This is a genomic window from Janthinobacterium goodfellowi, from assembly GCF_051380695.1.
Lineage (GTDB): Bacteria > Pseudomonadota > Gammaproteobacteria > Burkholderiales > Burkholderiaceae_D > Janthinobacterium.
In genome coordinates this window covers 144,522-166,637 of record NZ_JBNYXN010000002.1, presented here as the reverse complement: position 1 = coordinate 166,637, position 22,116 = coordinate 144,522, and the positions used below count along the sequence as shown (strand labels likewise).

Sequence of the window (22,116 nt, the reverse complement as noted above, 5' to 3'; positions counted from 1 at the left end):
TATCGGGCGCGGCAAGCTTTGCGAAACGATCTTGATTCATGATTTTATCGTGCATATTACTCAACTCGATAAAACAATGCCCCTATTTTAGTCCTGCACGGCTGCAGATTCCGCTCTTGGCCGTTATGCCAGCTGCGATTATGCAGCGACTCTATTTTAACGAAATAGAATCATGGATCGACGTACTCGGAAGCAGAAACCTTGCCTCCTTCATTGGAGCACCAAACCGAAGCACCGCGCCTGACGTTGACAGCACCACAACCAAGCCGCCCTTGATTATTATTTGATCAAATGGATTGGATTGATTTGAAACAAACGTCCAAACAGGTTCATGATTTTGCAGCGATTCCAAAATGACGACGCCGATTGAGCCGTGTTCCATAGCCTCTCCGCATTTAACGATGTACTGCCCACCATACAGCTCTTCCTGTGCCAGAATCGCGACATTGAACCAACCGCTAAGTTCCTGTTTTTCCTGCGCTCTGGCCATCCCGGTTTCGTGCACTTCGTAGATGTCACCATTGCTGCACATGAGGCCATTGTAGTTTCGCACCTCCTGGTTCTTCCACTTTATTGCCATCACTGTCATTGATTCCATATTTAGAAACGGGCGACTGCACGCCCTGAATTAAACAACCGCTACACTACCAAACACCGGCTCAACGATTTGAACAGTGTGTTGCGTTGACTGATTGAATCCGCACCCCACAGCGGACGATTAGAATGCCTCAGTAAAGGTTTTATTGCCGTCATGACAAAAAGAGGGTTTTTAAGGCGTTCTAATATAGCAGCAAGGCTCAGACAGATTCTAAGGTAAACGGAACCAATTACTGCCCAAGCATCTGGTCCAGCCTTCGTTGATCCCCCGCCGCCACAAACCACTGCGCCTGCCAGCGCTGCGTGCGCTGCGCCTGGATGGATTCCGGCGCGCACCACGGCGGATACACGCGCAGCGCGCGCTTGCCTCCAGCTCCGGGGCGCGACATCACGCCCCGCTCGATCAGCACAGCGCGGGAAAAGATGAAAAAGCCGTGCCGCACGCCGTCGCCGTCGGCCACGGCGATGACGACGGCATCGACGGGGTCCGCTTCATCCAGCGGGGCGATCTCGGCGCCGGGATGGGGGCGCTTCCAGACGGTGACGAACTGGCCGGTTTTCGTCGGCGTGGTTTTGGCCATACGCAAGACCAGCCGCTTGCCGTGCAGCTCGGCGCGGCAGGCGCCGTATTCCGCGCTTTCCGCTTCCGGCACGGGTGCTTGCGGCAAGCCCAGGAACGCCCATGGACTGGCCTTCATTGCGCGCTGAATTCGGCTGCGGCCTTGGCCGCCCACAGGGCCTCGTCATGACTGGCGAACGGCCTGTCGTAGCCGTCGACCTTGCCATCCTCGTCGACAAAGTACAGCCACCAGCCGTCGCCCTGTTCTCGGATTGCCGTGTGACCTGGTGCGCAATGGGATTCGATGGGGTCGCTGGAGGCCAAGGTGGCGATGCTGATGCCGCGGTGAGTGATCAGGTGGGGTGTCATGGCAAAATAGCTAATGCAAAATAAATAATGGCGATAGTGTAGCCGCGCTGGTCACCCTCTGGCTACTGCTCTGCGGAAAAAAGACCGCTGCCGCAAATGGCTTGCGCTACACTATTCCTTCCTACGGAGGAGAACATGGCATCACAACAAGGCACGGTGGATTTTTTGCTCGACCAGATGGCGGGTGTGGGCAGCATCAGCGCGAAAAAGATGTTTGGCGAGTACGGCCTGTATTGCGAAGGCAAGATGTTCGCCATCGTCGCCGACGATCAGTTGTTTATCAAGCCCACAGAGGCCGGCCGTGCCTGGATCAGCGCGCTCTGCACGCCACAGGAAGCGCCGCCCTACCCTCAAGCCAAGCCATATTTCCTGATCGATGGCGAACTGTGGGACGAACGCGAGTGGCTGACCCAGTTGGCGCAGCGCACAGCAGCCGAACTGCCCCTGCCGAAACCAAAGCCAGTGCCGAAACCCAAAAAACAGCTTTGACCCGGCCGACGAATACATCAAATTTCATTACCTACTGATTCAATTCGCCAACCACCGCCCTCCCGTTTCGGCCTGGTCCGAACAATAAAAAAGCGGAGCGGATAAATATCAGCAGCCACTTTGATCTTTACGTTCGCGTCCTCCATCATAAATCCTTTCACTTCGTGCGCCTCCAGCGCGCCGTCGGACAGCTGCACGGCAAAATCCGGCGTGTAAAAAGTGTTATCGGCCAGGCGAAATTTCAGGCCTTCGAACTTGTACCAGGCCACCTCGCCGGCAGCCTTACGCAGCTCCAGCGTCCTGGCGTACGCCGCCTCCGTCTGGTTCATGGCGCCGACCTTGAGGCGGCCCAGCGCCTGCAAGCCACGGGCCATCATTGCGTTTTCTCCAAGCGATGTGTGACCGCCTTGACGATTGCAGCACGGGCCGCGGCGTCCCTGTCCGGATAGAACCGGTACCACTCCAGGAAACCGGCGGCATCGACGCCCGCCGACATCGGCATCAGCCGGATCTCGAACTGTGCGACCAGCGGCGCGGCTGCAGCCCAGTCGCCCATCCAGTCGGGCACCAGCGCCTGTCCACGGCTTGCGGCCGCGCCCGGCGGCGGCGTGCCGACCCAGGCTCCGCCCACCTCGACAATGCTTGACCAGCCCAGCAGCTCGGCCAGGCGTTTGTTTGCTGCGATTTTGTTTTCTTGATTTTGCATAGAGCCTCTGTATTGAATTCTTTTCGTATCGGATGAGGCTTGGTGGCGGCCCCACCACGTTCGTGCAGTAGCGAACCGCTCCACAAGCCTGAGCAGCTTTTGCCGCTATGCAGCGCGCCCATTAATGCGGGCCAGCGGCGCTGCGAGCGCGCCAACTGGCACCATGGCGATGATTTGCTGCGACGTTCCACCCGCCATCACCAGCACGGCCAGCTTCTGGTCGCCGATCATCATCGGCGGCTCCACGCCAAAACCGGCGCGCTGGTTTTGCGCTTCCGACATACCCACCAGCACGGGCGTGTAATCTGGCCGCTCATTGCGCATGCGGTACCCGCGGTACCGGTTCTCAAACTCTTTGCCGACAAATGGCCACTCCTGCTCCGTCTTCGCGCCCAGCGAGACCCAGCCACCCATCTCGACCAGCACACGGTGGATCAGCGGATCATCGAACACGACGCTTCGGTATGGCCCAACGACGCGCAATGCGCGGTCGACCTTCGACCAAGCCACAAGCGCCGAGTCTTGTGTCGTCCCGCCCATCATCCGGATCAGGTCGGCTGGTTTCGGCGCAAACTGCCCGGTATCGGGATTGCGGACGTGACGATCGAATGCCTGGCGCACGGCCGGCAGGTCGTACTGGCGCAGCGCGCCCCACCAGATCGTGATCGCAAACTCGCTCGCAACGCGGCCGTAAAGCTCGGTAATCGCGCCGACCATGCCTGAAAATTCTTCGTAGTCATCCTGCGTCATGCTCGTCTCCCTGCGGTGCTGCATTGCCGAAAATTCGGGCTTTGGCGCGCTCAGCGTTGGCCATGGTCTGCGCATAGACCGTGCCAGCGCCCTGTCCCGGGCCGGCGCGCACGGCGTGTTGGGTGATCCATTCGGCCTTGAACCCGCGCCAGCCGCGTTCGCAGCAGATGCGCAAGGCGTTTTCCAGGGTCAGCCCGGCTTTTTCGGCTTCACGCACGATGCCCTGCATGGCCGTGCGCGTGATCGGCGCCTTGTGCTTCGTTCGCAGCGCCTTGAAATCGGCGACGATCTGCGATTCGACGTCGGGAAACAGTGAATCGGGAGCCGGAGGCGACTTGTCTTTGTTCTTTACTGGTTTATGGTTATTGGTTATTGGTTCTTGGTTAGTTTTTGATCCGGTTTCAGCTGGGTTGTCAGTAGCATCCGAATCAGAACCGGATGGAAACCCGCTGGGTTCTTGATTGGTTGCAGCTTGCTTGCGGGGGCGACCGCCCAGCTTGCCATTTGCTTTCGCTGTCTCTGCCTTGACTTGATAGTCCGCAATCACCTGCTCACAGACCTCGTGCCGGTAGCCCGCATCTGTCTTGAGGAACTTGAAGCGAAGCAGTCGTTCAACAATCGCGCGCTCGTCCGCCGCCTCGACGCCCAAGGCGTCGCACAGCACATCTATATCGAGCGGAAGTGGCGCCTCGACGTCGTAGTAGACGTCCATCATGTCGCGGTAAATCCAGCGCGCCTGGCGAGACATGTTCACTGTCCCCGAGCGGAAGTCGCCGATGTGGAAGGGGTAATAATTCAAGGATGGGCCTCCATAAACAGTGATTCTTGAATCGGCGCCGCCTTACGGCTCCAGAATGTGAGGGCCTGGTGCGACTCGATTCGCCCGCGCATGATGTCTGCGCGGGCATCCTTCGTCAGCGGTGGATAGTTCCCGTTGCGCCAATTCTTGTCGATGCCGACATTGCGTGCGATGTTGGTACTGTCGACGCTGGCGAACGGAAAGCGCGTGAAAATTCCTGGGTCAAGCATTCGCAAGCCATGGATCTTGGCGCACGGCCGTCCGGCCCGATCGCAAATGACGTCCATTGCCTCCGCCATGCGCGTCCACCAAGCTGGTGTGCCGATTTGCGCAAACTCGCCCGAACTGCCCAGGCAGATGCGGGGCCATTCACTGACGAGCCGGTCCAGGCGATCGAGCGATTCGTGCAAATGCCATACCGGCGCGCCGACGTGCGGCGCCGACGTACGCCACGGCCATTCGGCCAGCAGCGCGTCGTTATCGGCCTCGCTGCCATCGATGACGTCAGGTATCACTGCGAAATCAAAACTCGGGTAGCGGTGTAGCTCGCCTACCCATTCGTAGAACAACGACCAGTAGGTGATAGGCTGTCCACTGCGCCAAGCTGAAAACGCCCCATTGTCGACGGCAAACGACTGCGCTACCTCCAGCGCAATAGCTAGTTGTTCAGGGTAGCGGAACGACACGAACGCGTGACCTTCTTTGACCGCACGCACAGCGGCTGTAGCCGGTGTGATTGGCAGGCCGTGATATGGGATCATGGGCGAGCCTCCTGGCCACGCGCTGCGCCGAACAGCGCAGCCACCAGCGGATCGCCTACGGCGCCCGCCTTGCGGATCCAGTACTTGCTGCGCCAGCGCGCCTTCATTGAGTCATAGCGGCCATCCTTCTTGGCCTTGGCCTCGAAGCGCAGGCGAATCTGGCGTTTGGTCAGGCACGGTAAAGTGCACGGCGCGTCTGGCAGGTTGCCGACGGCATACACGGCCATGGCGGCGCCGGCGCGCGGGTGCGGCTTCCAGCTGGCGATGTAAATCTTGTGCTCGGCGTGCAGCAGGCGCACCCAGCGCAGCACGGCCGCCTGGCTGACGCCTGACTTGTTGACGATATCTGCTTTGGTGCCGGGCATGGCGCCCAGCACGAAATCACGGAAGTTAATGCGCGTCATGTATGTTCCATATTTTGTTTTTGGTCACTGGGCAGCGAAGCGAGCAGGCCCATCGACCGTAAAATTTCGTGTGTGGTGCCGACGGCCGCGCGAAAGGCAGCCTCCAGTCCGGCCAGAGACAGATCAGCCGGGCGCGGGCGCCGGCCGTCGAGCACGTCGTGGCATGCGCTGCAGCCGAATGCTGCGGCGCTATCTGGCGCCTTCAGGCCCATGCCCTTGCCGTCTGCCAAGAAATTGCTGTGGCAAAGCACGGTGGTGTCAGGGTCGAAGTTGCAGACGGCCAGGCGCAGCGTGCAGTCCCGGCCGCGCGCGGCGCGCCGGATCGGCGTCGAGCGTGGGCCCTTGGACTTCAAGCTGGCCTTGCGCTTCGGCGCCGTGCGTTGGTGCGACTGCACGGAGAGCATGCCGGTGCTGGACATGGGCGAGGTGTGCTTGAATGGTTTTCGCGCCAAGGACTTACCGGGTTTCATGGGCGAACGTTTCATTTCCCACCACCAATATTCGACGTGTTATTATTCAGCCAACTAAAATAGGAGAAAGTATGGCTTGGTATAGCAAATGGGCGATCCTGGTTATCGCGGCAGCAATCGGCTTGGGTGGATACAACGGCATACCTTGGTGCAAAATGGGCGTTGCTGAGTGGGCATATTGGATTGCCGCGATTGGCACCGTTGGTACTTTGATAGGAACGATTTGGCTGGCAACCTCTGAAAACCGCAGAAGGAGGGAACACGCCCTCAGTGCCGCCAGAATTGTCATAGCTAAAATGCAGTTCCCGATGATTCAAACTGCACTTGCAGCGCTTAGAATCAGTAATACACTTGAAGAATATCAAGCTCGAATTCCACAGGTGGAAGGCCTTATCCAGAGAATGCCTCAAAAATGGAAAGCCTTGGGTGATGAGCTCTCCGCACTGGACTATTGGAGCACTAATGAACTTGTGGCTTTGCTTGAATTTGACAGAAGTAAAGCTCAGCTCATAGCCGCATTTCAATCGCAAATATTGTTTGCGAGCAAGCAACTTACTGGCATATCCATTTCGGAGAAAACCACTCCACAAATAATGAGTGATGTTCAAGTTGCTATTAATATTCTCCACAAAGCAGCCACCTCCCTTACCGTGATAGGGAAAGACTTTAGTAGCGATGCTGTCTTCAGATACTGAATGAATCAATTCCATAGGTGGACGGAGCGCGCCGGCATCAAAAATATTGAATTGGCTCATGACGATTTCCCAATCATCGTCACCGCCCTGCGCGCCGCGCCCAAGCGTTTGCGAGCGACCTTGCGCTCCTGGATCGAGTTGTGAGCGGCCATGCAATATGGGCAATCGTCCAGCAGATGCTGACTGTTCCATTCCTTGTGCGTGCCGCCATAGCCGTGATCGTTGTCGACGGTTTCCGATGCGTAGGCCAGCGACAGATGCGTAATTGGGCCTTTCGGGCCGCATTCGCTATCATCGCGGGCTATCGGGCATGCACTCAGGCCTTCGCCAATCAGGCGCGACAGGCGCTTGACCTCGGCCGTGGCCGCGACAAGCTCCTGACACGCCGCCAGAGCGAGCTGCTCAGGCGGCGCCGGGGATTGCGCGGGCAGGAGCGCAAATTCGGCGCGAGCAACTGCAGCGAGACGAGCCACCGAAGCCATGTATTCCTGGTCACTGTCATCGTCGCCCCCCTGTTTGATGATCTGCTTGGCATCGGCGCGGCATGCCGCATCAAGCGACAGCCAGCGGCGCCGACCACCATGGAAGACGGCTGCAATTGAAGTTTTAACAGGCATGGTCAATCCTCCATCGCGCGCTTGATGCCAGCGGCGTCGAGGCCAGCAGCCTTGCAACCCAGGCGGGTAGCGTAGAAATAGATCATGTCGCCGCAAGCGCGGCCGGCCGTCGCAAGACCAGCGGCCACTAAGCGCTGCATGGCCTCGTGTTGCTGGCCACTACCGGCGGCAAAATAATTGCGCCAGCCCCAACGATTCTTCGGCTTGCCCTGCACCGCGCCCAGCATGTGTTGCAACTTGGCGAAGTCGCCGGGCATGATTGCGGCACGCACGGCGGCCAGCGCACATGCGGCGCATTTGCCATTCTGGGTCAGCTGCTTAGCCGTGCTGGCCTTGCCGCAGGCGCAGACCTTGCGGATCAGCGAATATGCGGGTGCGGCTTGGTTTGCCAAGTGATGGCGAGTAATTTGGGCGGGACTGGCGATCATACTAACATTTCCTTTTGATAGGGCAATTCATGTGGAAACTCGCTAACAAGCACGCCAGTAAAGTAGTTACCTTTGTACTTATTTCCGGATTGCTCATATTTTTCGCATACACGATCTGCATTTGGCCGAAACTGCAGCCTGGAGATAAAGGCACATGGTCTGGTGCACTTGGCACCGTAGGCACGCTGATTGGGACAATCTGGCTTGCAACAAGCGAGAGTAGGCGGCGTCATCGTGATGAGATAACCCGAGCGAGACTTCATGCTGCTAGTTTTCTGCTTCAGCTTGCTCATGCAAGTGGCGCGATTGGCAAACTTATTAGATCGCTCCAAATCGACGCTCAAGTTGATAGAGGCCCGGATCCGATACTCGCTTGCTTGAGGGACATGCAGGGCATCGAACTTTGGACAATTGAAGACCTCATTCCATTGGCGCCGCTCTCCAAAAATTTTGCCGCACTGTTGGCCGAATCGGCCGACCAAATAAAATCGTTCACTAAAATTCTGGACATGGCCGGACGAGACTCGTCGCTTAGTACATCCGAAAAAAGAAAAATCTTTGCTGAAAAGGCCGTGCACCTCATGACCGGAACCGCCTCTAACTTGGACGTCGCCATTCAGCAATGTGACGCGGCACGGACAGCAATCCATTTGTCTGGTGATTAACAGTTTCACGCTACCCTCGCAATCTCGCGCTCATGCGCGAAGTTGGCGAGGATTAGCGCCTTGGCCATGGGCGGGCAGACCGAATTGCCGCACATGCGCACTTGGGCGCTCTTCGTCAGTTTCAGGCCCTGGGCCGGGTCATCGCCGATGATGTAATCGTCGGGAAAGCCTTGGGCTCGGAACAGCTCGCGCGGCTGCAGCATGCGCAGGCCGATATCCACGATCTGATAATCCTGGCCGTGGATCGTCACCAGGCCGAAGCGGTCCCGGCTTGTAACGGTGGCCAGCGGCCCGTCGATCTCCGGCGCCTGGTCCGTGCCGTAATAGCTCAGCAGGAAAGCGCGCACCTCGGCGTGGTGCTGGCCGCCGGCGCTGACCGTGCCCAGTGGCTCATCGGTACCGGCCGCCGTGCTGGTGCCTCGCAATTTGACCAGGTTGCTGGTGACGATACCCAGTGCATGCGGCGCGCCTGCTGGGTTTTCCTTTGGCCCGGCCGTGATCGTCGGCAGCGGCGCGTTCATGTCGCTGCCCGTGGCGCCGGTGCGGAACTTGGTGATGTGCGCCGACACCATCGAGAAGTGTCCGCCCGTTACCTGTGCGCAGATAGTGCGCAGCGGCGCGTCGGCCGGCATCACGCGCTGGGTGCTCGCGTTGGCATGCTCCGTCAAGAAAGCGGTCACCAGGCTGTGGTGGTCGCATGCGGTGACCGTGCCGATAGGATCGGCCAAGTCGGAACCCACAACGCCGGTGTAGTGCTTGGCCAGGAAAGCCGTGGCTACCGCCTGATTGCCCGCGGCGGTGATAGTCGGCACCGGCATATCAGCGCCCGCGCCAGGATGACCGGTGGTATTGGTCATGACGAACGGAGCAAGCTCGGCCTCGACCAGCGCATGCTTCGCGGCCGCGCCCACCACCGTGCCCAGTGGCTTTTCAATATCCAGCGCGCGTGGCGCCTGGCCCTCGCGCTCCCCGTAGCCCACCTGTACCAGCGTGGCCACGCCCAGCGCCTTCTCGCCACGGTGGGCGCCAGTGATGGTGCGGAACGGTTCGCCGATGGATTCGGTGCGGTCGCCGCCCTGGTGCGTGACCGGGACGATGGTCGGCGCGCAGAAATAGCTGTCGTTGCGTGCCAGCAGCGTGCCGAATGGGCGTGCAGTCGGGCGCGGCTCACCTGCGCGGGCCGGGCCGCCAGCCCCGACGATGAACGGTTCAGGGGCATCGACCACATACCGCATGATGCCCTTGGCGATGCGGCGCAGCGTGGCCGGCGCCAGCGGCTTGTCGCGCTCGAAGATCGACGGGCACGGCAGGCTGAAGTCGATGCACTCGGCCGCCGTGCGGTACGGCAGCAGCTTGCCGGCGCGCACGCCGATACTGTCGGGCGCGCCATGCGTCGGCTCTGGCCACTTGATGGCGATGCCGTCGCGGCGCGCCACCAGGAAGAAGCGCTTGCGGATTGTGGGCGTGTCGTGATCGCAGCCGCGCATTTCGCGGTAATCGACGGTGTAGCCGTGCGCGCGCAGCTGGCGGATGAAACTGTCGAAGGTCTTGCCTTTCTTGGCCGGGTCCGGCTTGGCGCTGCCGTCGGCCTCGACCAGCAGTGGGCCCCACGTTTTGAATTCCTCGACGTTTTCCAGCATGATGACGCGCGGCTTGCACTTGGCAGCCCAGCGCAACGTCACCCAGGCCAGGCCACGGATGCGCTTTTCGACGGGCTTGCCGCCCTTGGCCTTGGAAAAATGCTTGCAGTCGGGCGACAGCCAGACCAGGCCCACAGGGCGGTTGTTCGTCACCTTGATCGGGTCGACGTCCCACACGCTTTCGCACAGGTGCGTGGTGTAAGGGTGGTTCGCGGCGTGCATGGCCAGCGCTTCGGGGTCGTGGTTGATCGCGATATCGACCGGGCGGCCGAATGCCTGCTCTAGGCCAGTACTGGTCCCGCCGCCTCCGGCGAAGTTGTCGATGATCAGTTCGCTGCCCAAGTCGAGCGACAAGGTGAAGGCGTCGCGCTTCATGCTAAGATTCCTTTCTCAACTTGGAGATCGTGATGCGCGAAAGCTACAAATACCGCGGTTGTGACATCGAAGTCTGGGCGCAACAGCTCACCACTCGGGGCAACTTGGGCAAGATCACAGGAACCTTCACAATTTCGCGAGCACCGCTTGCCAAAGTGCAGTCGTTCTCCGGAGTTCGCGACGAGTTGCAACCTCCAGAAACGGAGAAAGCTGCGCGTGAATATGCGTTGCAGGTTGCAAAGGATTGGATCGACGCTCAATGGTTCGCCGATAAAATGTAAAGATTGCTCTTTCAGCATGGCGTCACCTCCGCAGCTGGCGCGCCGAATAAAGTCGCAACCATGCAATCACGGCCGTGCTGGCCGCGCGGCCAGTTGCTGCTGCGGTTGCGATACAGGTCGAATTCGGCCTGGTCGTCCAAATCGGGCATGCCGCACAGGGCGCGCGAGTGAGTCGCGGCGGCCTGGATGAGGATCAGCTTGCCACTGGCAACCAGCACGGCCAGACGCTTGCGAACCGTTTCACGGTGCAAGGCAAGATCGTCGGCAATATCGATGATGGTCGCGGCGCCGCAGCGCTTGACCGTAGCCAAGATATCGACGGCCCGATCAGCGTTTACCGGATTCCGAGTGCCGACCGTCATGCTTGGCCTCCGATCATTGGGGCTGCCAAAATCCCAGCATTGACGCTCTCTTGATCTACATCAAATGTACGGTTGACCTTATTCAAAGCGGTCCCCGCTACACTCTTACTATTGCTACAGAACCTGCTAAACTCAAATTTCGACCTAGAAAGGGAGAGATGAATACCATTAATATGCATATCGTGAATGGCTTTACCTATCACGTGGATGCAATTCAAGAAATTGATAACCGACACAGAGGTCAAATTTACATATTTGGCCGCGAAGACACCGGGGAGAATTTTTCCCCGCCAAAGATTATCTATACGCCGACCGCGTTCAAGACCGCGCGCGCAGCTATCATCGAAGCAGAGTCCTACTGCTATGAAGTATTTCAAAATGGGGACTTGGAGAGTTTTTTGGCTGTCACTGAACAGCAAACTGCCAACGGCGACTAGTTCTGGCCCCCCTACTTCATTAGATACAGTGGCCAGTACAACCTGAAAACTCTCAGTTATGCCTATCGTGTTTACAAGCGAGCTACTGGTGTACAATTCACACATAATTTCTTCCGGAAATAAGGTTTCAAGGAAAGCCCGCACGCAAGCGGGCTTTTTTATTGGCCGACACGCTGCTCTTCGAGCATTGCTTCGTAGTGCTGGCGCGTCCGGACGTGACCGGGGTCGACTGGCAACGCGCCATCGGGCGGCTCGTGCTGGGCGTCACCGCCCTGCTCGCCCTGCGCCGTACTTGCGCCGGGCGCCGGCCGCAATGTCGTCCAGGTCAAGCCGCCACCTCGGCGCGCGCGATGCGTTTGAGTTCGCGGATCGACACGTCGAGCACCTCGTGCATGCGGATCAACAGCGAGGCGCCGATAGGCAGGCGGCCGTGGCGAATCTTGGAAATCACTGGCGGCACCACTTCCAGCGCGCGGGCCAGAGCTGCGTCGTTTTTCGGGCCCTTAGCCAGCAGCATGTCGAGCAATTCGTTATTGCCATGGGCGTCGTCCAGTGAGCGGTACGGCTTAATTGCATTTGTTTGCGTCATGTCATATTCCTAATTGATGGTGATTAAAGTGGCCGATTCCGGCCATGCGATGCTGTAGTTGTAGGGTGCGGGTTCGTTATGGCGGCAAGCGCCGCGGCACCTCGTACTTCTTCGCCACCCTGTCGGTGGCATCGCGCCATTTCTGGCGCGCTTCCTTGTGCGCGGCCTTCGCCGCGCTCTCCCCCTCCCCGTCCTTGGCGCCCTGCAGGTCTTTCTCGGCCTGGCGGTAAATCATCGAACGCTGGAAAACCAGCTCCTTTTCCTCGGCCGTGACCTCAGCTGCTCTATTCAATAGCTGCCTCCATGCCGTTAAACCCGCATCCGCACGACGCGCGGGACGACGCCAAAGCACGGGCGCGGCGTCGGCAAAACCTGGGCCCTGTTATTTACTGATTTGGGCCTAGTGCCGCTGGAAAACGGCGGCGTATCATTCCGTTTCGGCCTGGCGTCCAGGTGATTGCGGATGATCACGATCGTGCATTCGTTCAGCACGTCGCTGACGGTCTTGCGCATTGCAGTACATGCAGCTTGCAAGGCATCCTTGTTCTCGTCGGTGATGTAGCCTTTGACGAGCGCGGTACGTTTTTGCTTCTGTTTCATGGTTTTCTCCTGGTGGTCGGTGTTACAGGGTTTGGGTACAGCAAAAGTAGGTAGAAGTTGCCAACGTGTTAAATTTCTATTCCCATGTATCAATTAACAAGAAAGGCAACCTCCATGGAAAACGAAACCTATGTGGTAAAGCTCGCTCTGGATGCGAACGCACCGGTGCTTTGGCCTAAAGACGTGCCTGCGCCGGCTGTTGGCGACAAAATAACTGGCTTAATCCACGGCCTCGCAGTCAAAGGGACGGTGGTCGAACGTGAATGGGGTGTCGACTTCGCTCCTGGAAAAGCGGTGATTGCCACAGTGCTGACGATCACTGTGAAATCTCAATCACTGGCGCAACCAAAATCGGCAACAGTCCAGCCGCTGAAACTTTGACGGCATTCGAACGCGGGCCGGTCGCATTGACGAGGTACACCACGGAGCTCTCGCGCATTGCGATGATTGCCGTGTAGCCGCCAGCGCTGGGCGTCACTTCGAAGGTTGGCGCGAACGGGTCGGCGGACGGGCTCGCGGCAGTTGGAGTGATAGCGGTCGGGCGTTGCGGTTCCGAAAAGTCTCGCAAAGCAACTGCGTCATCCCGGTGCTGGCAAAGTGTCGTAAGCAACGCCGTGTGCACGCGTAACTCGGCCAGGATGGCCAGTTGAATGGCGCGGTAGCTTGGACTCGCCGCAGGCCGAGCCACTTTTTTCTTTGTCGAGGTGCTCATGCTGGCTCCCTTAATTGTTTGAGGCATTCATCGAACGGCACGCCAGCCGGCAGCTGGCGCGGTTCGAGCAGCGGGATGCGCACGAAGTCTTCCGCCGGGCGCGGCGGGGAAATTGGGATCAGAGGGATCATGGCTTCGCACCCACGTCGATGCCGACGGCGGCGCGTGCAGGAACCGTGTCGAAGATGGCGTTGGTGGTGGGAAGCTGGCGGCCGGCGTGGCCTGGCGCTGGATCGGGATCTGTGGCGCGGTGGGGCGTGAGCGCAGTAGCCAGTTCTGGCCAGATCTTGTGCCAGTCATCGGGACGAAGCTCTTTGCGTGTCACTTTGCCGCAGGTCTGCTTTTCGATGGTTGGACAATGCTGGATCGCGACCGGACGGATGCCTTCTATCCACTGGTGCAAAAGCGCTGCGGAAACATTGATCGCACGAGCGAATTCAGCCTTCTTCGTGTCTGACTCGATGAGGTAGTTTTTGAGGTCCATGCCGCAATAATAGCATTGCTAGTATTAATGTCAATAGCATAGCTCGTTGCGCTCTTAAATAGCATCGCTATACTTCGCAAATGAAAAAAGAACCCAAGGCACTAGAAGATTGGCAGGTAGAAGACGCGCGGCGCCTCAAGGCGCTCTTCGATGCGCGCGAGCCGAAAATCTCACAGGCTGAATTTGGTGCCCAATATGACATCGGCTCGCAGGGCATGGTGTGGCAATATGTGGCGGCACGCCGCCCGCTCAACATCAAGGCCGTAACTGCCTTTGCCCGTGGCCTGGGCGTTACCGTCGAAGAAATAAGTCCAACAATCGCAAGCGAGATCACATCAGCCGCTTCGCATACCAGTTCGCTTGCCTCCCCGGCCGAAGTCCCGGATGCGAGGCTTGTAACTGGTGACGACGATATGGCACCACCAATGGTCGCTATCCGCATGGTTCCTGAGCATCTGCGGGCAGGGATCACAGGTTTTGAAACGGATCATCTTTACGAGGACGGGGGCCACTTGCACGTCCCGCGCCAGTGGCTCGAAGAGAATGACCTCTCTCCGGATCAACTGCGCGCCGTGAAGATCAAGGGCGACAGCATGGTACCGATGATGTATGCGGGCGATGTCGCAGTAGTAAATATTAAAGACAAAAGCCGTGTGAGCGGCGGCGTCTTTGCCTTGAACTTCAAGGGGGAATCGGTGGTCAAGCGGCTTCGATATGATCGCCGCGAGTGGTATCTGACCTCTGAAAATCCCGAATTTCAGCATGAGCCATGCAGGACTGGAGATTGCAATGTCATCGGTCGCGTTGTCCGTTTCGAGCCAAGGAACTTCAAGGATCGACTCTAGCGTGAAGGTATGGCGATTTGCGTTCAAAACAGCGAGTGTGGCTCCGGTAGCCGGTAGTGCTGCAGAAGTTCATGAGACGCGCGCGCACCCAAATAACGACATAATTTCCGGTCTTAAATTCTGCGCTACGATGCAGCTACGCACTCCTCTACGAGTGTTGTTGCGACATGGCGAGCTGTTTTCCGATCTGCCAAATGATCCGCCGCAGATTGCCCGCGAAATGTGGGAGGGCATTTGGATTGCTCAGGCCCGCAGCTTCCGCGAGCTTGGCATCGGTTTCGACGAGTTAGCCCTAAACCAGATGACGTCAGCCATCGGCCCAATTCCAGCCGATGGCGGCGGTTACTTAAGATTTCTGATCGCAGTGCGCGAGATTGTGGAGTCAGCAAATTCTATCGATGATCGCATGGAGTGGCTTCGAGACGAGGTGAGTAAGCCTCAGTGGGCGGGCTACGTAAATAATCGTTTTCACGGAGTTAGCGATATCTGCGACTATTTCTTCCCCCGCTTCCTCGACACTATTGGCAGGTTGCCGGACACGGCAGCTGAGGTGATGCGAGCACTGGGCCTGACTTCACCAAAAGTAATTGCAGGCACGGCGGACGTACAGTTGTTTGCTATTAAGGGAGTCGGACCGGCCATCCTGCACTCGATCCGCACCAGGTGCGCCGAAATCACCGCAGATCAGCATCACGATCGACTCGATATGGTTGCGCGATGAAGCGCGTGATAATTGCATGGATTTACACATTGTAATTTTGCCAAAATACGCTAGCGAAAAGCTGGCATTCACTACCTAAATTTGCACAAATGAAGATTACGTTATTGATCGGACTGATGGTCCTACCCATTGCAACCGCCTGCGCAGCCACGTGGAAGTGCGTTGACTCAACTGGACATCAATACAATTCTAGCCAGTCAGTCCCTATCGATAAATGTACAGTCATCAATGCCGACGAAGGTCATGTTTCCGCAGTTTCTGATGCGATCCCGTCGAAAGGTGTGGCGAAAGAGAAGAAGAGAAAAACCAAATCTGCTACGGGCGGTGTTTTCATTGGGATGTCCGCTGAGGAAGTTAGGACCGTCGGCTGGGGGCGTCCTGATAGCATCAACAGGACAACCACCGCACGCGGAACGCGCGAGCAATGGGTTTATGGTGGCCGAAACTACCTGTATTTTGAAGATGGATTTTTGACAACGATTCAAAATTAGCAACCAAGATGGCATTCACCATCGAAAAGTAGCCCGAGGCGAAGCGCCTGCAGATGGTCACGACCTATGCGGATATGGATGCGTGCCTGAGTGGTGCCGCGCGAGAGATCATGTTCTACCGCAAGGGCAGGCTGGTGGGGATTGCGTCTCCAAATTCTGGAGTACGCTTGGTTAAGTAATGCAACAATTCGTTAGAATTCAGCGATGCAACATTAGTTATAATCATGGAAACGCTTTGCGTTTAGTTGACCCCAAAGCCAACCCGGTTCTCCCCGTCCTTGATAAATTCGAGGTTCGCGTCCCGTAGCGACCGTTGAATTTTCGGCTTTCCGCGCTATACTCGTGACATGTCAGAAAAAATTACACAGTCGATGAAACGCATGCTTGAAGCGAAAAAACGCCTCAAAACGGACACGGCTGAAACTTTTTCGTACATAGCTGATGACTTGCGCGCGCAAAGAAAGGGAGTTTCAGAACAACAAGAAAGAGTGCGCAATGCAATCGACAGTGGATCAAGAATCACCAAGCGAAGAATACCTTTGTGACTACGTTTATATTGATAATTTACGCCTGTCGCATTATTATGCGCAGTTATCGAAAAACGGTTTGGTTACCAACCTAAAAACAACCGCTAAAGAAATCGGTAAACAAGGTTCCGACTTACAGCTTAAAACTCCAATTATTGGCGGCAAGGTGGCTGGGGAAAGAACCACCGAAGAATGGCAGGAAATTCAAATTGACTCTGCATTTTCGCGTCCTCAAGAAACATTAGATGCACTGTACAATGCTGGCTTCATAAACTCGGACATAGACAGTTCGAGAATTGGTTCCTTAGTGCTGGCAAAAGGGGCAATTTCCCTTTTTGACATTAGATTGCTTCGCGAACTTTGGCCAGTCATGGGTGAGATGCTTTCTACCCAAGAGACACTTCACATAGTTAATGAAGCTCAGCGTAAGAAAGCGAAGGCAGCAAAGAAGGCCGAATACGACGGCATCGCGGCAGTGGTTTCGAAACTACCTCATTCTTTGCAGGGAAGCTTGGCAACCGACTCCTGCGACTCTTGGTTCACCCTCAAGCCAGAATGCATGCTATTAAATCCCGAAGATCTCGCGTTCAAGCATGGTAGTGATCTATCTGGTGAGTGGCATGTATTAGCAATCCTTGACGCGTTACCAAATGACCCAACGGAAGTGCCATCTGTACCAAATATCCCTACTGAAATGGAGGAATCCATGAGGGCAATTCTATTTGGCTTGAAAAGCATATTCGGACGCCCAGCAGACCGGTTTGGAATTACCCCGATCATGATTTTTCGAACAATCAAGAAATCATAAAATTTTACCGCTGTATCTCTGCTTTTTCGTGGTAAGAGAAACCCTATCCTATCTCCCTCGTGCTTTCCCTCGATGCACTAATGCAGGTATGCGCCGCCATCATCAAGATTAAGCAAGTCCAGCTGGCTGTGGTCCAGGTCGAGCTCGAGCACACTTGGCCGTCCACCGGCCCGGCCGCGCTGGCGCATGCGCAGCTATTCTTCCCTACCCTGCCTATTTTGCTGCTGGCGCCACGCGTCGGCGGCTTCTCGCGCAACTACGCCGCGTTCGATATCACTCCGCTGATCAGTCAGATCAACGCTGACGAAATCGAATGGCAGGCCCACCGGCGCCCACCGCCACCCGAACTACCCTTCTAAGCAAATATACCAGCCTCGACGATTCGGGGCTTTTTTTCGTCGATTACTCCCCAGTGGTTGAAATTTCGCATTTTTACTAGCAATGCTATTGCATTGATAAAATAGCTTTGCTATTATTCACTCGTCGAAAGCAAACACAGGAGTACGACATGTCCCCAGCAGAGCTCGCAGCACTCGAAGCGGTCCTCGTCGCCCACGGCGAAGTGATCCCGGCAATCGCAATCCCAGCGCGCGGCTGATCGTCATGAGCGCCCGCGACCACGACGCAGCCCTGCTGCATGCCGAGCTGGCACAGCACCAGGCTACCGCCACAGCGCCGGCCCCGCGCTTTCACTTCGACGTGACGATTCGCTTCACGGACGGCACATACCGCAACAAGGTCCGTGCCCGCAACAAAAGTGTGGCGCATGCCATGGCCCTGACGGATGCACGTATGGCCTCTCCCTGCAGCACCTTCTACGGCAAAGAGCTCGGCCATCTGGTCGAGCTGGCCAAACAAGAGCAGCGGTCGCCCGCGCCGTAGTTCAAGGCGGGACAGGCCGGCGGGCCGGATAAATGCCCTGTGGGATCAGCATGCCCCGATTGATCTTCGTGAGGATCCGGCGCCCGGGGAAGCCCGGCGCCACAACCAACCTTGAAGGAAATACAGCATGTCGAATTTCAAAAAAGATCAGAAGGTGAATGTGAAGGGCACGAAAACCGAGCCGCTGCCGCGCCCGGGCAAGTTCGTGAAGACGCACCCCGGCGCCCGTGGCGACTTCCTGGAAGTGCTGCTGGACGGCTCGACTGCATCTGCCAAGTTCCGCCCTTCGCAGGTGTCGGCAGCCTAATTTCGCCCCGGCCAGTCGCCCTGGCCCGTTTCGCCGGCGTAACCGGCGGCCAACAAAGCAAGGGACGGGCGTGAACTTCGCCTCGATCGTCGCGCTGCAAAAGCGACGGCCGGCCTTGAAGCAGCTGGGTTTGTGACCAGCCCCTTGCTTTGTTGGCGGCCCACCAGCCGCAGGAATCACACGCCCGACGGATTTTTCCGGGTCGTCAACATACCGCCCCGTAGTGGCTGTGGCGTCGGACAGTGCGGCCGACATCAGCAGGGTTCGATTCCCTACCGGGGCGCCAGATCATAACCAGAGGAGCAGGACATGAGCTACATCATCACCATCCGCACTGCCAGCACGGTGCAAAGCTTCGCCGCCATCGGCAACTTGGGCGCGCTGATCGATGCTGCCTACGACGGCGGCGCCCTGGGCGTCACGGCAATGGTGCGGCCATGATCGCCCTCTTCCACCGACTGCTGGCCGCCCACCGCCACTACCAGGCGCAGCACCAGCACCGCATGAACAAGATGCGCCTGGCCGGCGTGCGCCGCGAGCTGGCCGGACTCGAAGAAATGCGCAAGGAACTGATCACCGCGCAGATCGAAGCACTGATCGACCTTGACGCATCCGCCGCGCGCGTGCAGCGCCTGGGCCGCGCCCACCGGGAGGCGCAGTGGACGTCGTCAGCCAAGCCGTGATTGACGTGGCAAGCCAGGCCCTGCGCAACTGGCATGCCGGCCACGCCATCGTCTACGCCATCCGCCTTGCGCTGTTGAAGTCGGAAATTATAAAACTCACAAGGAAAAAGTCATGAACGAAGTAATCGAAATGCCGCGCCGCGAAAGCGCCGGCCTGATTGCCGCCGAAGTGCACCGCTACTCGCTGGCCGAGATTCGCGAGCGCGTCAACCTGGTCCAGGAGGTGATGCGCGGGATCATGAAGCTCAACACCCACTACGGGACGATCCCCGGCACGCCGAAGCCGACTCTGTACAAGCCAGGCGCAGAAGTGCTGTGCGTGACCTTCCGCATCGCCCCGATCTATCGCATCCTCGATCTCAGCACCGACTTGGTTGCACGCTTCCGCGTTACTTGCATCGGCCAGCATCAGGTATCCGACATCATGTTGGGCGAAGGCGTCGGTGAATGCTCTTCCGCCGAGGAGAAATACAAGTGGCGCGCCGCAGTATGCGCCGAGGAATTCGATCTGACTCCTGAAACGATGCGCCGCCTGAAGTTCGCAAAATATAAAGGCAACGTTGAAAAGAAGGTGCAAGTGCGCACGGAAGCAGCCGACCTTTCAAATACGGTTCTGAAAATGGCGTGCAAGCGCGCCATGATCGCCATGACATTAAACGTCACAGCAGCATCCGACATTTTTACGCAGGACATCGAAGACTTGCCGGAAGAATTGCGCGTCCAGGATGCCGGCGACCCAGCAATGTCACCCTTGGCGCTTGAGTGGGTGGCCAAGGCCAATGCTGCGCCAACCGCTGATGATCTGGCAGCCGTATGGAAGGCTGGCGTCAAAGCGATCAACGAGGCCAAGGACGCCGTTGCGTCGAACGCCTTCAAGGCGGCAGTGACGGAACGCGGCAAGGCACTCACTGCCGCACAGCCGGCGCCAAAGGCAGAGAAACCAGCACCTCAACCGCTCTCCTCTGCAGCGGCCGAAATACTCGCCGATATGGAAGTGCTCGCCGACGATGGCGCCGAGGTTTTCGCCGCAAGCTGGGCCAGCCTGTCGAAAACCACGCAGAACATGCTCGCCGCTCACTACGACGGCCTGATGGCGCGCGCTCAGAAAGCAGGAGGGGCAGCATGAGATTCATTACCTGCGCCCAAGGCACGCCGGAATGGCACCAGGCCCGCGCCGGCGTCGTGACGGCCTCTTGCTTCGTCGATGCAGTGTCCACCCTGTCGCGCACTTCTGGCAAGCGCAAGGCCGGCGATCCTTCCATCGCCTCGGACAAATACGCCGCAGACCTGGCCATCGAGCGCATCAGCGGCAAGCCGTACGGTGCACCAGTCAAGGCCTGGGTGCTGGATCGCGGCCACGAAATGGAGCGCCTGGCACGCATGGCGTACGAGGCGCGCACCGAATCCATGGTTACCGAGGCGGGCCTCGTGCTGACGGACGACGGCTTGTTCGGCTATTCGACGGACGGGTTTGTGGGTAATGAAGGCCTGATCGAGATCAAGGCGCCAATCGACAGCGTGAAGATCGTCGAGATCCTGGAGACAGGCGACCTGACCGAATACATGCACCAAATGCAGGGCGGCATGTGGATCACGGCTCGCAAGTGGTGCGATTTCATCATGTACGTGCCCGACTTGGCCAACGCCGGTAGCGACCTGTACATCAAGCGCGTGATGCGCGACGACAACTTTATTGACGCAATGGTGCTGGACCTGGCCGCTTTCGCGCGCCGCGTATCGGATCGCGAAATTCTTTTCAAACTCAAGGAGGCAGCATGATCACCGAAACCACCCAGGCCACGCCGGCCACCACCGCCCTCACCTTGCCGCAGCGCGCGGCCGTCGCGCTGGGCGCCGTGGACTACGAGGCAAAAATCAAGGAACAGGTTGCCGCCTCGACCGATATCACCGCCGTCATCGATCCCGCCGGCCGCGAGCAGGCGCACCGCATCGGCATGAACCTGCTGAAACTGCGCACCGGCATCAAGGCCGTCGGCGAGGCCGCACGCAAAGACGCGACAGACTTCAGTAAGGCGGTGATTGCAAAGGAAAAAGACCTGATTGCGCTGATCACGCCAGAAGAAAATCGCGTGTTCGAGCTGCGCGACGCTTACGACACCAAGGTCGAGGCCGAAAAGCAAGCTGCGATTGCGAAGGAGCGCGAACGCATTACTGCGATCCAGGCTGATATTGCGGCAATCCATGATGCGCCGCTGGAACTGGTGGGCAAGTGCGCTGCCGATATTCAGGCGGCCGCAGCTACCGTGGCTGCCATCGTCGTGGATAAGGAGCGCTTTGCCGAATTCGAGAAGGATGCTGCCAAGGTCGTTGCCGAAGTGAGCGCCAAGCTGGCCAGCCTGCATGCCGCAGCCGTGGCGAACGAAGAAGAAGCCGCCCGCATTGCCGCCGAGCGCGCCGAGTTGGCGCAACTGCGCGAAGCGGCTGCCGAGGCCCGGCGCATCGCCCAAGTGGAAGCTGACCGCATCGCTGCCCAGCGCCAGGCTGAAGACGACCGCCGCGCGGCGCTGGTCGCCGAGCAGGAAGCCGAGGCGCTGCGCCAACGCGAGGCCCATGCCGCTGAATTGAAAAAGCAGGCAGACGCCCAAGCAGAGCAGAACCGGCTGGAGCAAGCGGAAATCGCACGCCAGCGCCAGGAACTGCTGGATATGCAGGCTGCTGCAGCCGAAGCCAAACGGCTGGCCCAGGTCGAAGCCGACCGCCTGGCCAATGATGCTGCGCAAGCCGAGCAGGCCGCGCAGCTCGCCGTAGCGCGCGCTGCCGAGCCGCCCGCCGCCCAAGTTGCGGCGCTCACGCCAACTGCCCCCATCGGCATGCGCCGCACACCTGCGCCCATCCCGCCGGCCCCGATCCGCCCAGCGCCAGCACCTGACCTCCTCGACGCCGCTGCCGATGACCTCTACCCATCCGACAGCGACATCCTCGATGTGATGTATGACCAGTTCGGCCTGACGGCGGCCGAGGCCATCGATCGCCTGGCCAAGTTCGACTTTGCCGCCGCGCGTGCCGGCCTAGTCGCCGAAGCAGCATAAACACCGCCCCGCC

At 58.3% G+C, this 22,116-nt stretch carries 39 protein-coding genes; 19 read left to right on the top strand and 20 right to left on the bottom strand.

The genetic code is table 11. The features are described 5' to 3' along the window. Positions 1–151: 151 nt before the first annotated feature. The 3 genes from ACQ4WQ_RS08780 to ACQ4WQ_RS08770 all read right to left on the bottom strand — a co-directional run bounded on the left by ACQ4WQ_RS08780 (position 152) and on the right by ACQ4WQ_RS08770 (position 1,525). Positions 152–589: a hypothetical protein gene (locus ACQ4WQ_RS08780; RefSeq protein WP_436496234.1), complete on the bottom strand. Its 438-nt coding sequence runs from the start codon at positions 587–589 to the stop codon at positions 152–154. 238 nt (positions 590–827) lie between these two features. Continuing rightward, complete coding sequence (locus tag ACQ4WQ_RS08775; protein ID WP_436496232.1) at positions 828–1,295, bottom strand: MepB family protein; 468 nt, start codon at positions 1,293–1,295, stop codon at positions 828–830. Further along, positions 1,292–1,525 (bottom strand): hypothetical protein, encoded by a 234-nt coding sequence (locus ACQ4WQ_RS08770; protein ID WP_436496230.1) that lies wholly within the window; start codon positions 1,523–1,525, stop codon positions 1,292–1,294. Before ACQ4WQ_RS08770 ends, ACQ4WQ_RS08775 begins: the two co-directional genes overlap by 4 nt. Positions 1,526–1,660: 135 nt before the next feature. Here ACQ4WQ_RS08770 and ACQ4WQ_RS08765 point away from each other — a divergent pair, with 135 nt between their 5' ends. After that, positions 1,661–2,014, top strand: coding sequence for a TfoX/Sxy family protein (locus ACQ4WQ_RS08765; protein ID WP_436496228.1), 354 nt, complete (start codon positions 1,661–1,663; stop codon positions 2,012–2,014). Positions 2,015–2,031: 17 nt separating this feature from the next. On the opposite strand, the gene ACQ4WQ_RS08760 is transcribed toward ACQ4WQ_RS08765, so the two are convergent. The 7 genes from ACQ4WQ_RS08760 to ACQ4WQ_RS08730 all read right to left on the bottom strand — a co-directional run bounded on the left by ACQ4WQ_RS08760 (position 2,032) and on the right by ACQ4WQ_RS08730 (position 5,919). After that, positions 2,032–2,391, bottom strand: a complete 360-nt coding sequence (locus ACQ4WQ_RS08760; protein WP_436496226.1) for a DUF1064 domain-containing protein — start codon at positions 2,389–2,391, stop codon at positions 2,032–2,034. After that, complete coding sequence (locus ACQ4WQ_RS08755; RefSeq protein WP_436496224.1) at positions 2,388–2,720, bottom strand: hypothetical protein; 333 nt, start codon at positions 2,718–2,720, stop codon at positions 2,388–2,390. The genes ACQ4WQ_RS08760 and ACQ4WQ_RS08755 overlap by 4 nt, the downstream gene beginning before the upstream one ends. A 105-nt stretch (positions 2,721–2,825) precedes the next feature. Then, entirely contained in the window at positions 2,826–3,470 is a 645-nt protein-coding gene (locus ACQ4WQ_RS08750) for a DUF6475 domain-containing protein (RefSeq protein ID WP_436496222.1), read from the bottom strand. After that, on the bottom strand, positions 3,457–4,269 hold the full coding sequence (locus ACQ4WQ_RS08745) for a YdaU family protein (RefSeq protein WP_436496220.1): 813 nt from the start codon (positions 4,267–4,269) through the stop codon (positions 3,457–3,459). The genes ACQ4WQ_RS08750 and ACQ4WQ_RS08745 overlap by 14 nt, the downstream gene beginning before the upstream one ends. Further along, positions 4,266–5,030: a hypothetical protein gene (locus tag ACQ4WQ_RS08740; protein ID WP_436496218.1), complete on the bottom strand. Its 765-nt coding sequence runs from the start codon at positions 5,028–5,030 to the stop codon at positions 4,266–4,268. Before ACQ4WQ_RS08740 ends, ACQ4WQ_RS08745 begins: the two co-directional genes overlap by 4 nt. After that, positions 5,027–5,434, bottom strand: coding sequence for a hypothetical protein (locus ACQ4WQ_RS08735; RefSeq protein ID WP_436496216.1), 408 nt, complete (start codon positions 5,432–5,434; stop codon positions 5,027–5,029). The genes ACQ4WQ_RS08740 and ACQ4WQ_RS08735 overlap by 4 nt, the downstream gene beginning before the upstream one ends. Beyond that, positions 5,431–5,919, bottom strand: a complete 489-nt coding sequence (locus ACQ4WQ_RS08730; protein ID WP_436496214.1) for a nuclease domain-containing protein — start codon at positions 5,917–5,919, stop codon at positions 5,431–5,433. The genes ACQ4WQ_RS08735 and ACQ4WQ_RS08730 overlap by 4 nt, the downstream gene beginning before the upstream one ends. A gap of 56 nt (positions 5,920–5,975) precedes the next feature. Here ACQ4WQ_RS08730 and ACQ4WQ_RS08725 point away from each other — a divergent pair, with 56 nt between their 5' ends. Further along, positions 5,976–6,599, top strand: coding sequence for a hypothetical protein (locus tag ACQ4WQ_RS08725; protein ID WP_436496212.1), 624 nt, complete (start codon positions 5,976–5,978; stop codon positions 6,597–6,599). A 56-nt stretch (positions 6,600–6,655) separates the two neighbouring features. On the opposite strand, the gene ACQ4WQ_RS08720 is transcribed toward ACQ4WQ_RS08725, so the two are convergent. Together ACQ4WQ_RS08720 and ACQ4WQ_RS08715 are read right to left on the bottom strand one after the other, a co-directional pair. After that, on the bottom strand, positions 6,656–7,216 hold the full coding sequence (locus tag ACQ4WQ_RS08720) for a hypothetical protein (protein ID WP_436496210.1): 561 nt from the start codon (positions 7,214–7,216) through the stop codon (positions 6,656–6,658). Positions 7,217–7,218: 2 nt separating this feature from the next. Then, complete coding sequence (locus ACQ4WQ_RS08715) at positions 7,219–7,644, bottom strand: hypothetical protein (protein WP_436496208.1); 426 nt, start codon at positions 7,642–7,644, stop codon at positions 7,219–7,221. 29 nt (positions 7,645–7,673) lie between these two features. On the opposite strand from ACQ4WQ_RS08715, the gene ACQ4WQ_RS08710 reads away from it, so the two are divergent. Then, positions 7,674–8,309 carry a hypothetical protein gene (locus ACQ4WQ_RS08710; protein WP_436496206.1) on the top strand — a complete coding sequence of 212 codons (636 nt, stop codon included), beginning with the start codon at positions 7,674–7,676 and terminating at the stop codon, positions 8,307–8,309. Between the two features lie 5 nt (positions 8,310–8,314). Here the strand turns inward: ACQ4WQ_RS08710 and ACQ4WQ_RS08705 are convergent, their stop codons facing one another. Beyond that, complete coding sequence (locus ACQ4WQ_RS08705) at positions 8,315–10,324, bottom strand: DNA cytosine methyltransferase (protein ID WP_436496205.1); 2,010 nt, start codon at positions 10,322–10,324, stop codon at positions 8,315–8,317. A gap of 32 nt (positions 10,325–10,356) precedes the next feature. Here ACQ4WQ_RS08705 and ACQ4WQ_RS08700 point away from each other — a divergent pair, with 32 nt between their 5' ends. After that, positions 10,357–10,605, top strand: a complete 249-nt coding sequence (locus ACQ4WQ_RS08700; RefSeq protein ID WP_436496203.1) for a hypothetical protein — start codon at positions 10,357–10,359, stop codon at positions 10,603–10,605. An 11-nt stretch (positions 10,606–10,616) separates the two neighbouring features. Here ACQ4WQ_RS08700 and ACQ4WQ_RS08695 read toward each other — a convergent pair whose 3' ends face one another. Continuing rightward, positions 10,617–10,967 carry a helix-turn-helix domain-containing protein gene (locus ACQ4WQ_RS08695; protein ID WP_436496201.1) on the bottom strand — a complete coding sequence of 117 codons (351 nt, stop codon included), beginning with the start codon at positions 10,965–10,967 and terminating at the stop codon, positions 10,617–10,619. A 158-nt stretch (positions 10,968–11,125) separates the two neighbouring features. On the opposite strand from ACQ4WQ_RS08695, the gene ACQ4WQ_RS08690 reads away from it, so the two are divergent. Further along, on the top strand, positions 11,126–11,404 hold the full coding sequence (locus ACQ4WQ_RS08690; RefSeq protein ID WP_436496199.1) for a hypothetical protein: 279 nt from the start codon (positions 11,126–11,128) through the stop codon (positions 11,402–11,404). Between the two features lie 325 nt (positions 11,405–11,729). Here ACQ4WQ_RS08690 and ACQ4WQ_RS08685 read toward each other — a convergent pair whose 3' ends face one another. The 3 genes from ACQ4WQ_RS08685 to ACQ4WQ_RS08675 form a co-directional block, all read right to left on the bottom strand. Next, positions 11,730–11,993: a helix-turn-helix domain-containing protein gene (locus tag ACQ4WQ_RS08685; protein ID WP_436496197.1), complete on the bottom strand. Its 264-nt coding sequence runs from the start codon at positions 11,991–11,993 to the stop codon at positions 11,730–11,732. A gap of 76 nt (positions 11,994–12,069) precedes the next feature. After that, on the bottom strand, positions 12,070–12,285 hold the full coding sequence (locus tag ACQ4WQ_RS08680; protein ID WP_436496195.1) for a hypothetical protein: 216 nt from the start codon (positions 12,283–12,285) through the stop codon (positions 12,070–12,072). 17 nt (positions 12,286–12,302) lie between these two features. Next, on the bottom strand, positions 12,303–12,593 hold the full coding sequence (locus ACQ4WQ_RS08675) for a hypothetical protein (RefSeq protein ID WP_436496193.1): 291 nt from the start codon (positions 12,591–12,593) through the stop codon (positions 12,303–12,305). Between the two features lie 114 nt (positions 12,594–12,707). On the opposite strand from ACQ4WQ_RS08675, the gene ACQ4WQ_RS08670 reads away from it, so the two are divergent. Next, complete coding sequence (locus tag ACQ4WQ_RS08670; RefSeq protein WP_436496191.1) at positions 12,708–12,974, top strand: hypothetical protein; 267 nt, start codon at positions 12,708–12,710, stop codon at positions 12,972–12,974. Here the strand turns inward: ACQ4WQ_RS08670 and ACQ4WQ_RS08665 are convergent. The 3 genes from ACQ4WQ_RS08665 to ACQ4WQ_RS08655 are packed head-to-tail and all read right to left on the bottom strand — an operon-like array spanning position 12,910 to position 13,789. After that, on the bottom strand, positions 12,910–13,305 hold the full coding sequence (locus ACQ4WQ_RS08665; protein ID WP_436496189.1) for a hypothetical protein: 396 nt from the start codon (positions 13,303–13,305) through the stop codon (positions 12,910–12,912). The two genes, ACQ4WQ_RS08670 and ACQ4WQ_RS08665, sit on opposite strands and share 65 nt — an antisense overlap. Further along, entirely contained in the window at positions 13,302–13,436 is a 135-nt protein-coding gene (locus ACQ4WQ_RS08660) for a hypothetical protein (protein ID WP_436496187.1), read from the bottom strand. Before ACQ4WQ_RS08660 ends, ACQ4WQ_RS08665 begins: the two co-directional genes overlap by 4 nt. After that, positions 13,433–13,789 carry a transcriptional regulator gene (locus tag ACQ4WQ_RS08655; protein WP_436496185.1) on the bottom strand — a complete coding sequence of 119 codons (357 nt, stop codon included), beginning with the start codon at positions 13,787–13,789 and terminating at the stop codon, positions 13,433–13,435. The genes ACQ4WQ_RS08660 and ACQ4WQ_RS08655 overlap by 4 nt, the downstream gene beginning before the upstream one ends. An 80-nt stretch (positions 13,790–13,869) precedes the next feature. On the opposite strand from ACQ4WQ_RS08655, the gene ACQ4WQ_RS08650 reads away from it, so the two are divergent. From ACQ4WQ_RS08650 to ACQ4WQ_RS08590, 13 genes are all read left to right on the top strand, one after another. Next, complete coding sequence (locus ACQ4WQ_RS08650; RefSeq protein WP_436496183.1) at positions 13,870–14,634, top strand: S24 family peptidase; 765 nt, start codon at positions 13,870–13,872, stop codon at positions 14,632–14,634. Continuing rightward, a complete protein-coding gene (locus ACQ4WQ_RS08645; RefSeq protein ID WP_436496181.1) occupies positions 14,579–15,355 on the top strand; it encodes a hypothetical protein in 777 nt (258 codons plus the stop codon). The genes ACQ4WQ_RS08650 and ACQ4WQ_RS08645 overlap by 56 nt, the downstream gene beginning before the upstream one ends. A gap of 89 nt (positions 15,356–15,444) precedes the next feature. Beyond that, positions 15,445–15,846 carry a hypothetical protein gene (locus ACQ4WQ_RS08640; protein ID WP_436496179.1) on the top strand — a complete coding sequence of 134 codons (402 nt, stop codon included), beginning with the start codon at positions 15,445–15,447 and terminating at the stop codon, positions 15,844–15,846. 495 nt (positions 15,847–16,341) lie between these two features. Next, positions 16,342–17,181, top strand: coding sequence for a hypothetical protein (locus ACQ4WQ_RS08635; protein WP_436496177.1), 840 nt, complete (start codon positions 16,342–16,344; stop codon positions 17,179–17,181). A gap of 80 nt (positions 17,182–17,261) precedes the next feature. Next, positions 17,262–17,540, top strand: a complete 279-nt coding sequence (locus tag ACQ4WQ_RS08630; protein ID WP_436496175.1) for a hypothetical protein — start codon at positions 17,262–17,264, stop codon at positions 17,538–17,540. 244 nt (positions 17,541–17,784) lie between these two features. Continuing rightward, positions 17,785–18,063, top strand: coding sequence for a hypothetical protein (locus ACQ4WQ_RS08625; protein ID WP_436496173.1), 279 nt, complete (start codon positions 17,785–17,787; stop codon positions 18,061–18,063). A 127-nt stretch (positions 18,064–18,190) separates the two neighbouring features. Continuing rightward, positions 18,191–18,370: a hypothetical protein gene (locus ACQ4WQ_RS08620; protein WP_436496171.1), complete on the top strand. Its 180-nt coding sequence runs from the start codon at positions 18,191–18,193 to the stop codon at positions 18,368–18,370. Between the two features lie 309 nt (positions 18,371–18,679). Then, positions 18,680–18,811: a hypothetical protein gene (locus ACQ4WQ_RS08615; protein WP_436496169.1), complete on the top strand. Its 132-nt coding sequence runs from the start codon at positions 18,680–18,682 to the stop codon at positions 18,809–18,811. Then, positions 18,808–19,053, top strand: a complete 246-nt coding sequence (locus ACQ4WQ_RS08610; RefSeq protein WP_426070220.1) for a hypothetical protein — start codon at positions 18,808–18,810, stop codon at positions 19,051–19,053. Before ACQ4WQ_RS08615 ends, ACQ4WQ_RS08610 begins: the two co-directional genes overlap by 4 nt. After that, positions 19,029–19,169 carry a hypothetical protein gene (locus tag ACQ4WQ_RS08605; protein ID WP_436496167.1) on the top strand — a complete coding sequence of 47 codons (141 nt, stop codon included), beginning with the start codon at positions 19,029–19,031 and terminating at the stop codon, positions 19,167–19,169. The genes ACQ4WQ_RS08610 and ACQ4WQ_RS08605 overlap by 25 nt, the downstream gene beginning before the upstream one ends. Then, positions 19,166–20,179 carry a hypothetical protein gene (locus ACQ4WQ_RS08600; RefSeq protein ID WP_436496165.1) on the top strand — a complete coding sequence of 338 codons (1,014 nt, stop codon included), beginning with the start codon at positions 19,166–19,168 and terminating at the stop codon, positions 20,177–20,179. The genes ACQ4WQ_RS08605 and ACQ4WQ_RS08600 overlap by 4 nt, the downstream gene beginning before the upstream one ends. Next, positions 20,176–20,832 (top strand): lambda exonuclease family protein, encoded by a 657-nt coding sequence (locus ACQ4WQ_RS08595; protein WP_219890102.1) that lies wholly within the window; start codon positions 20,176–20,178, stop codon positions 20,830–20,832. The genes ACQ4WQ_RS08600 and ACQ4WQ_RS08595 overlap by 4 nt, the downstream gene beginning before the upstream one ends. After that, positions 20,829–22,103: a coiled-coil domain-containing protein gene (locus ACQ4WQ_RS08590; protein WP_436496163.1), complete on the top strand. Its 1,275-nt coding sequence runs from the start codon at positions 20,829–20,831 to the stop codon at positions 22,101–22,103. Before ACQ4WQ_RS08595 ends, ACQ4WQ_RS08590 begins: the two co-directional genes overlap by 4 nt. The last annotated feature ends 13 nt before the right edge of the window (positions 22,104–22,116 follow it).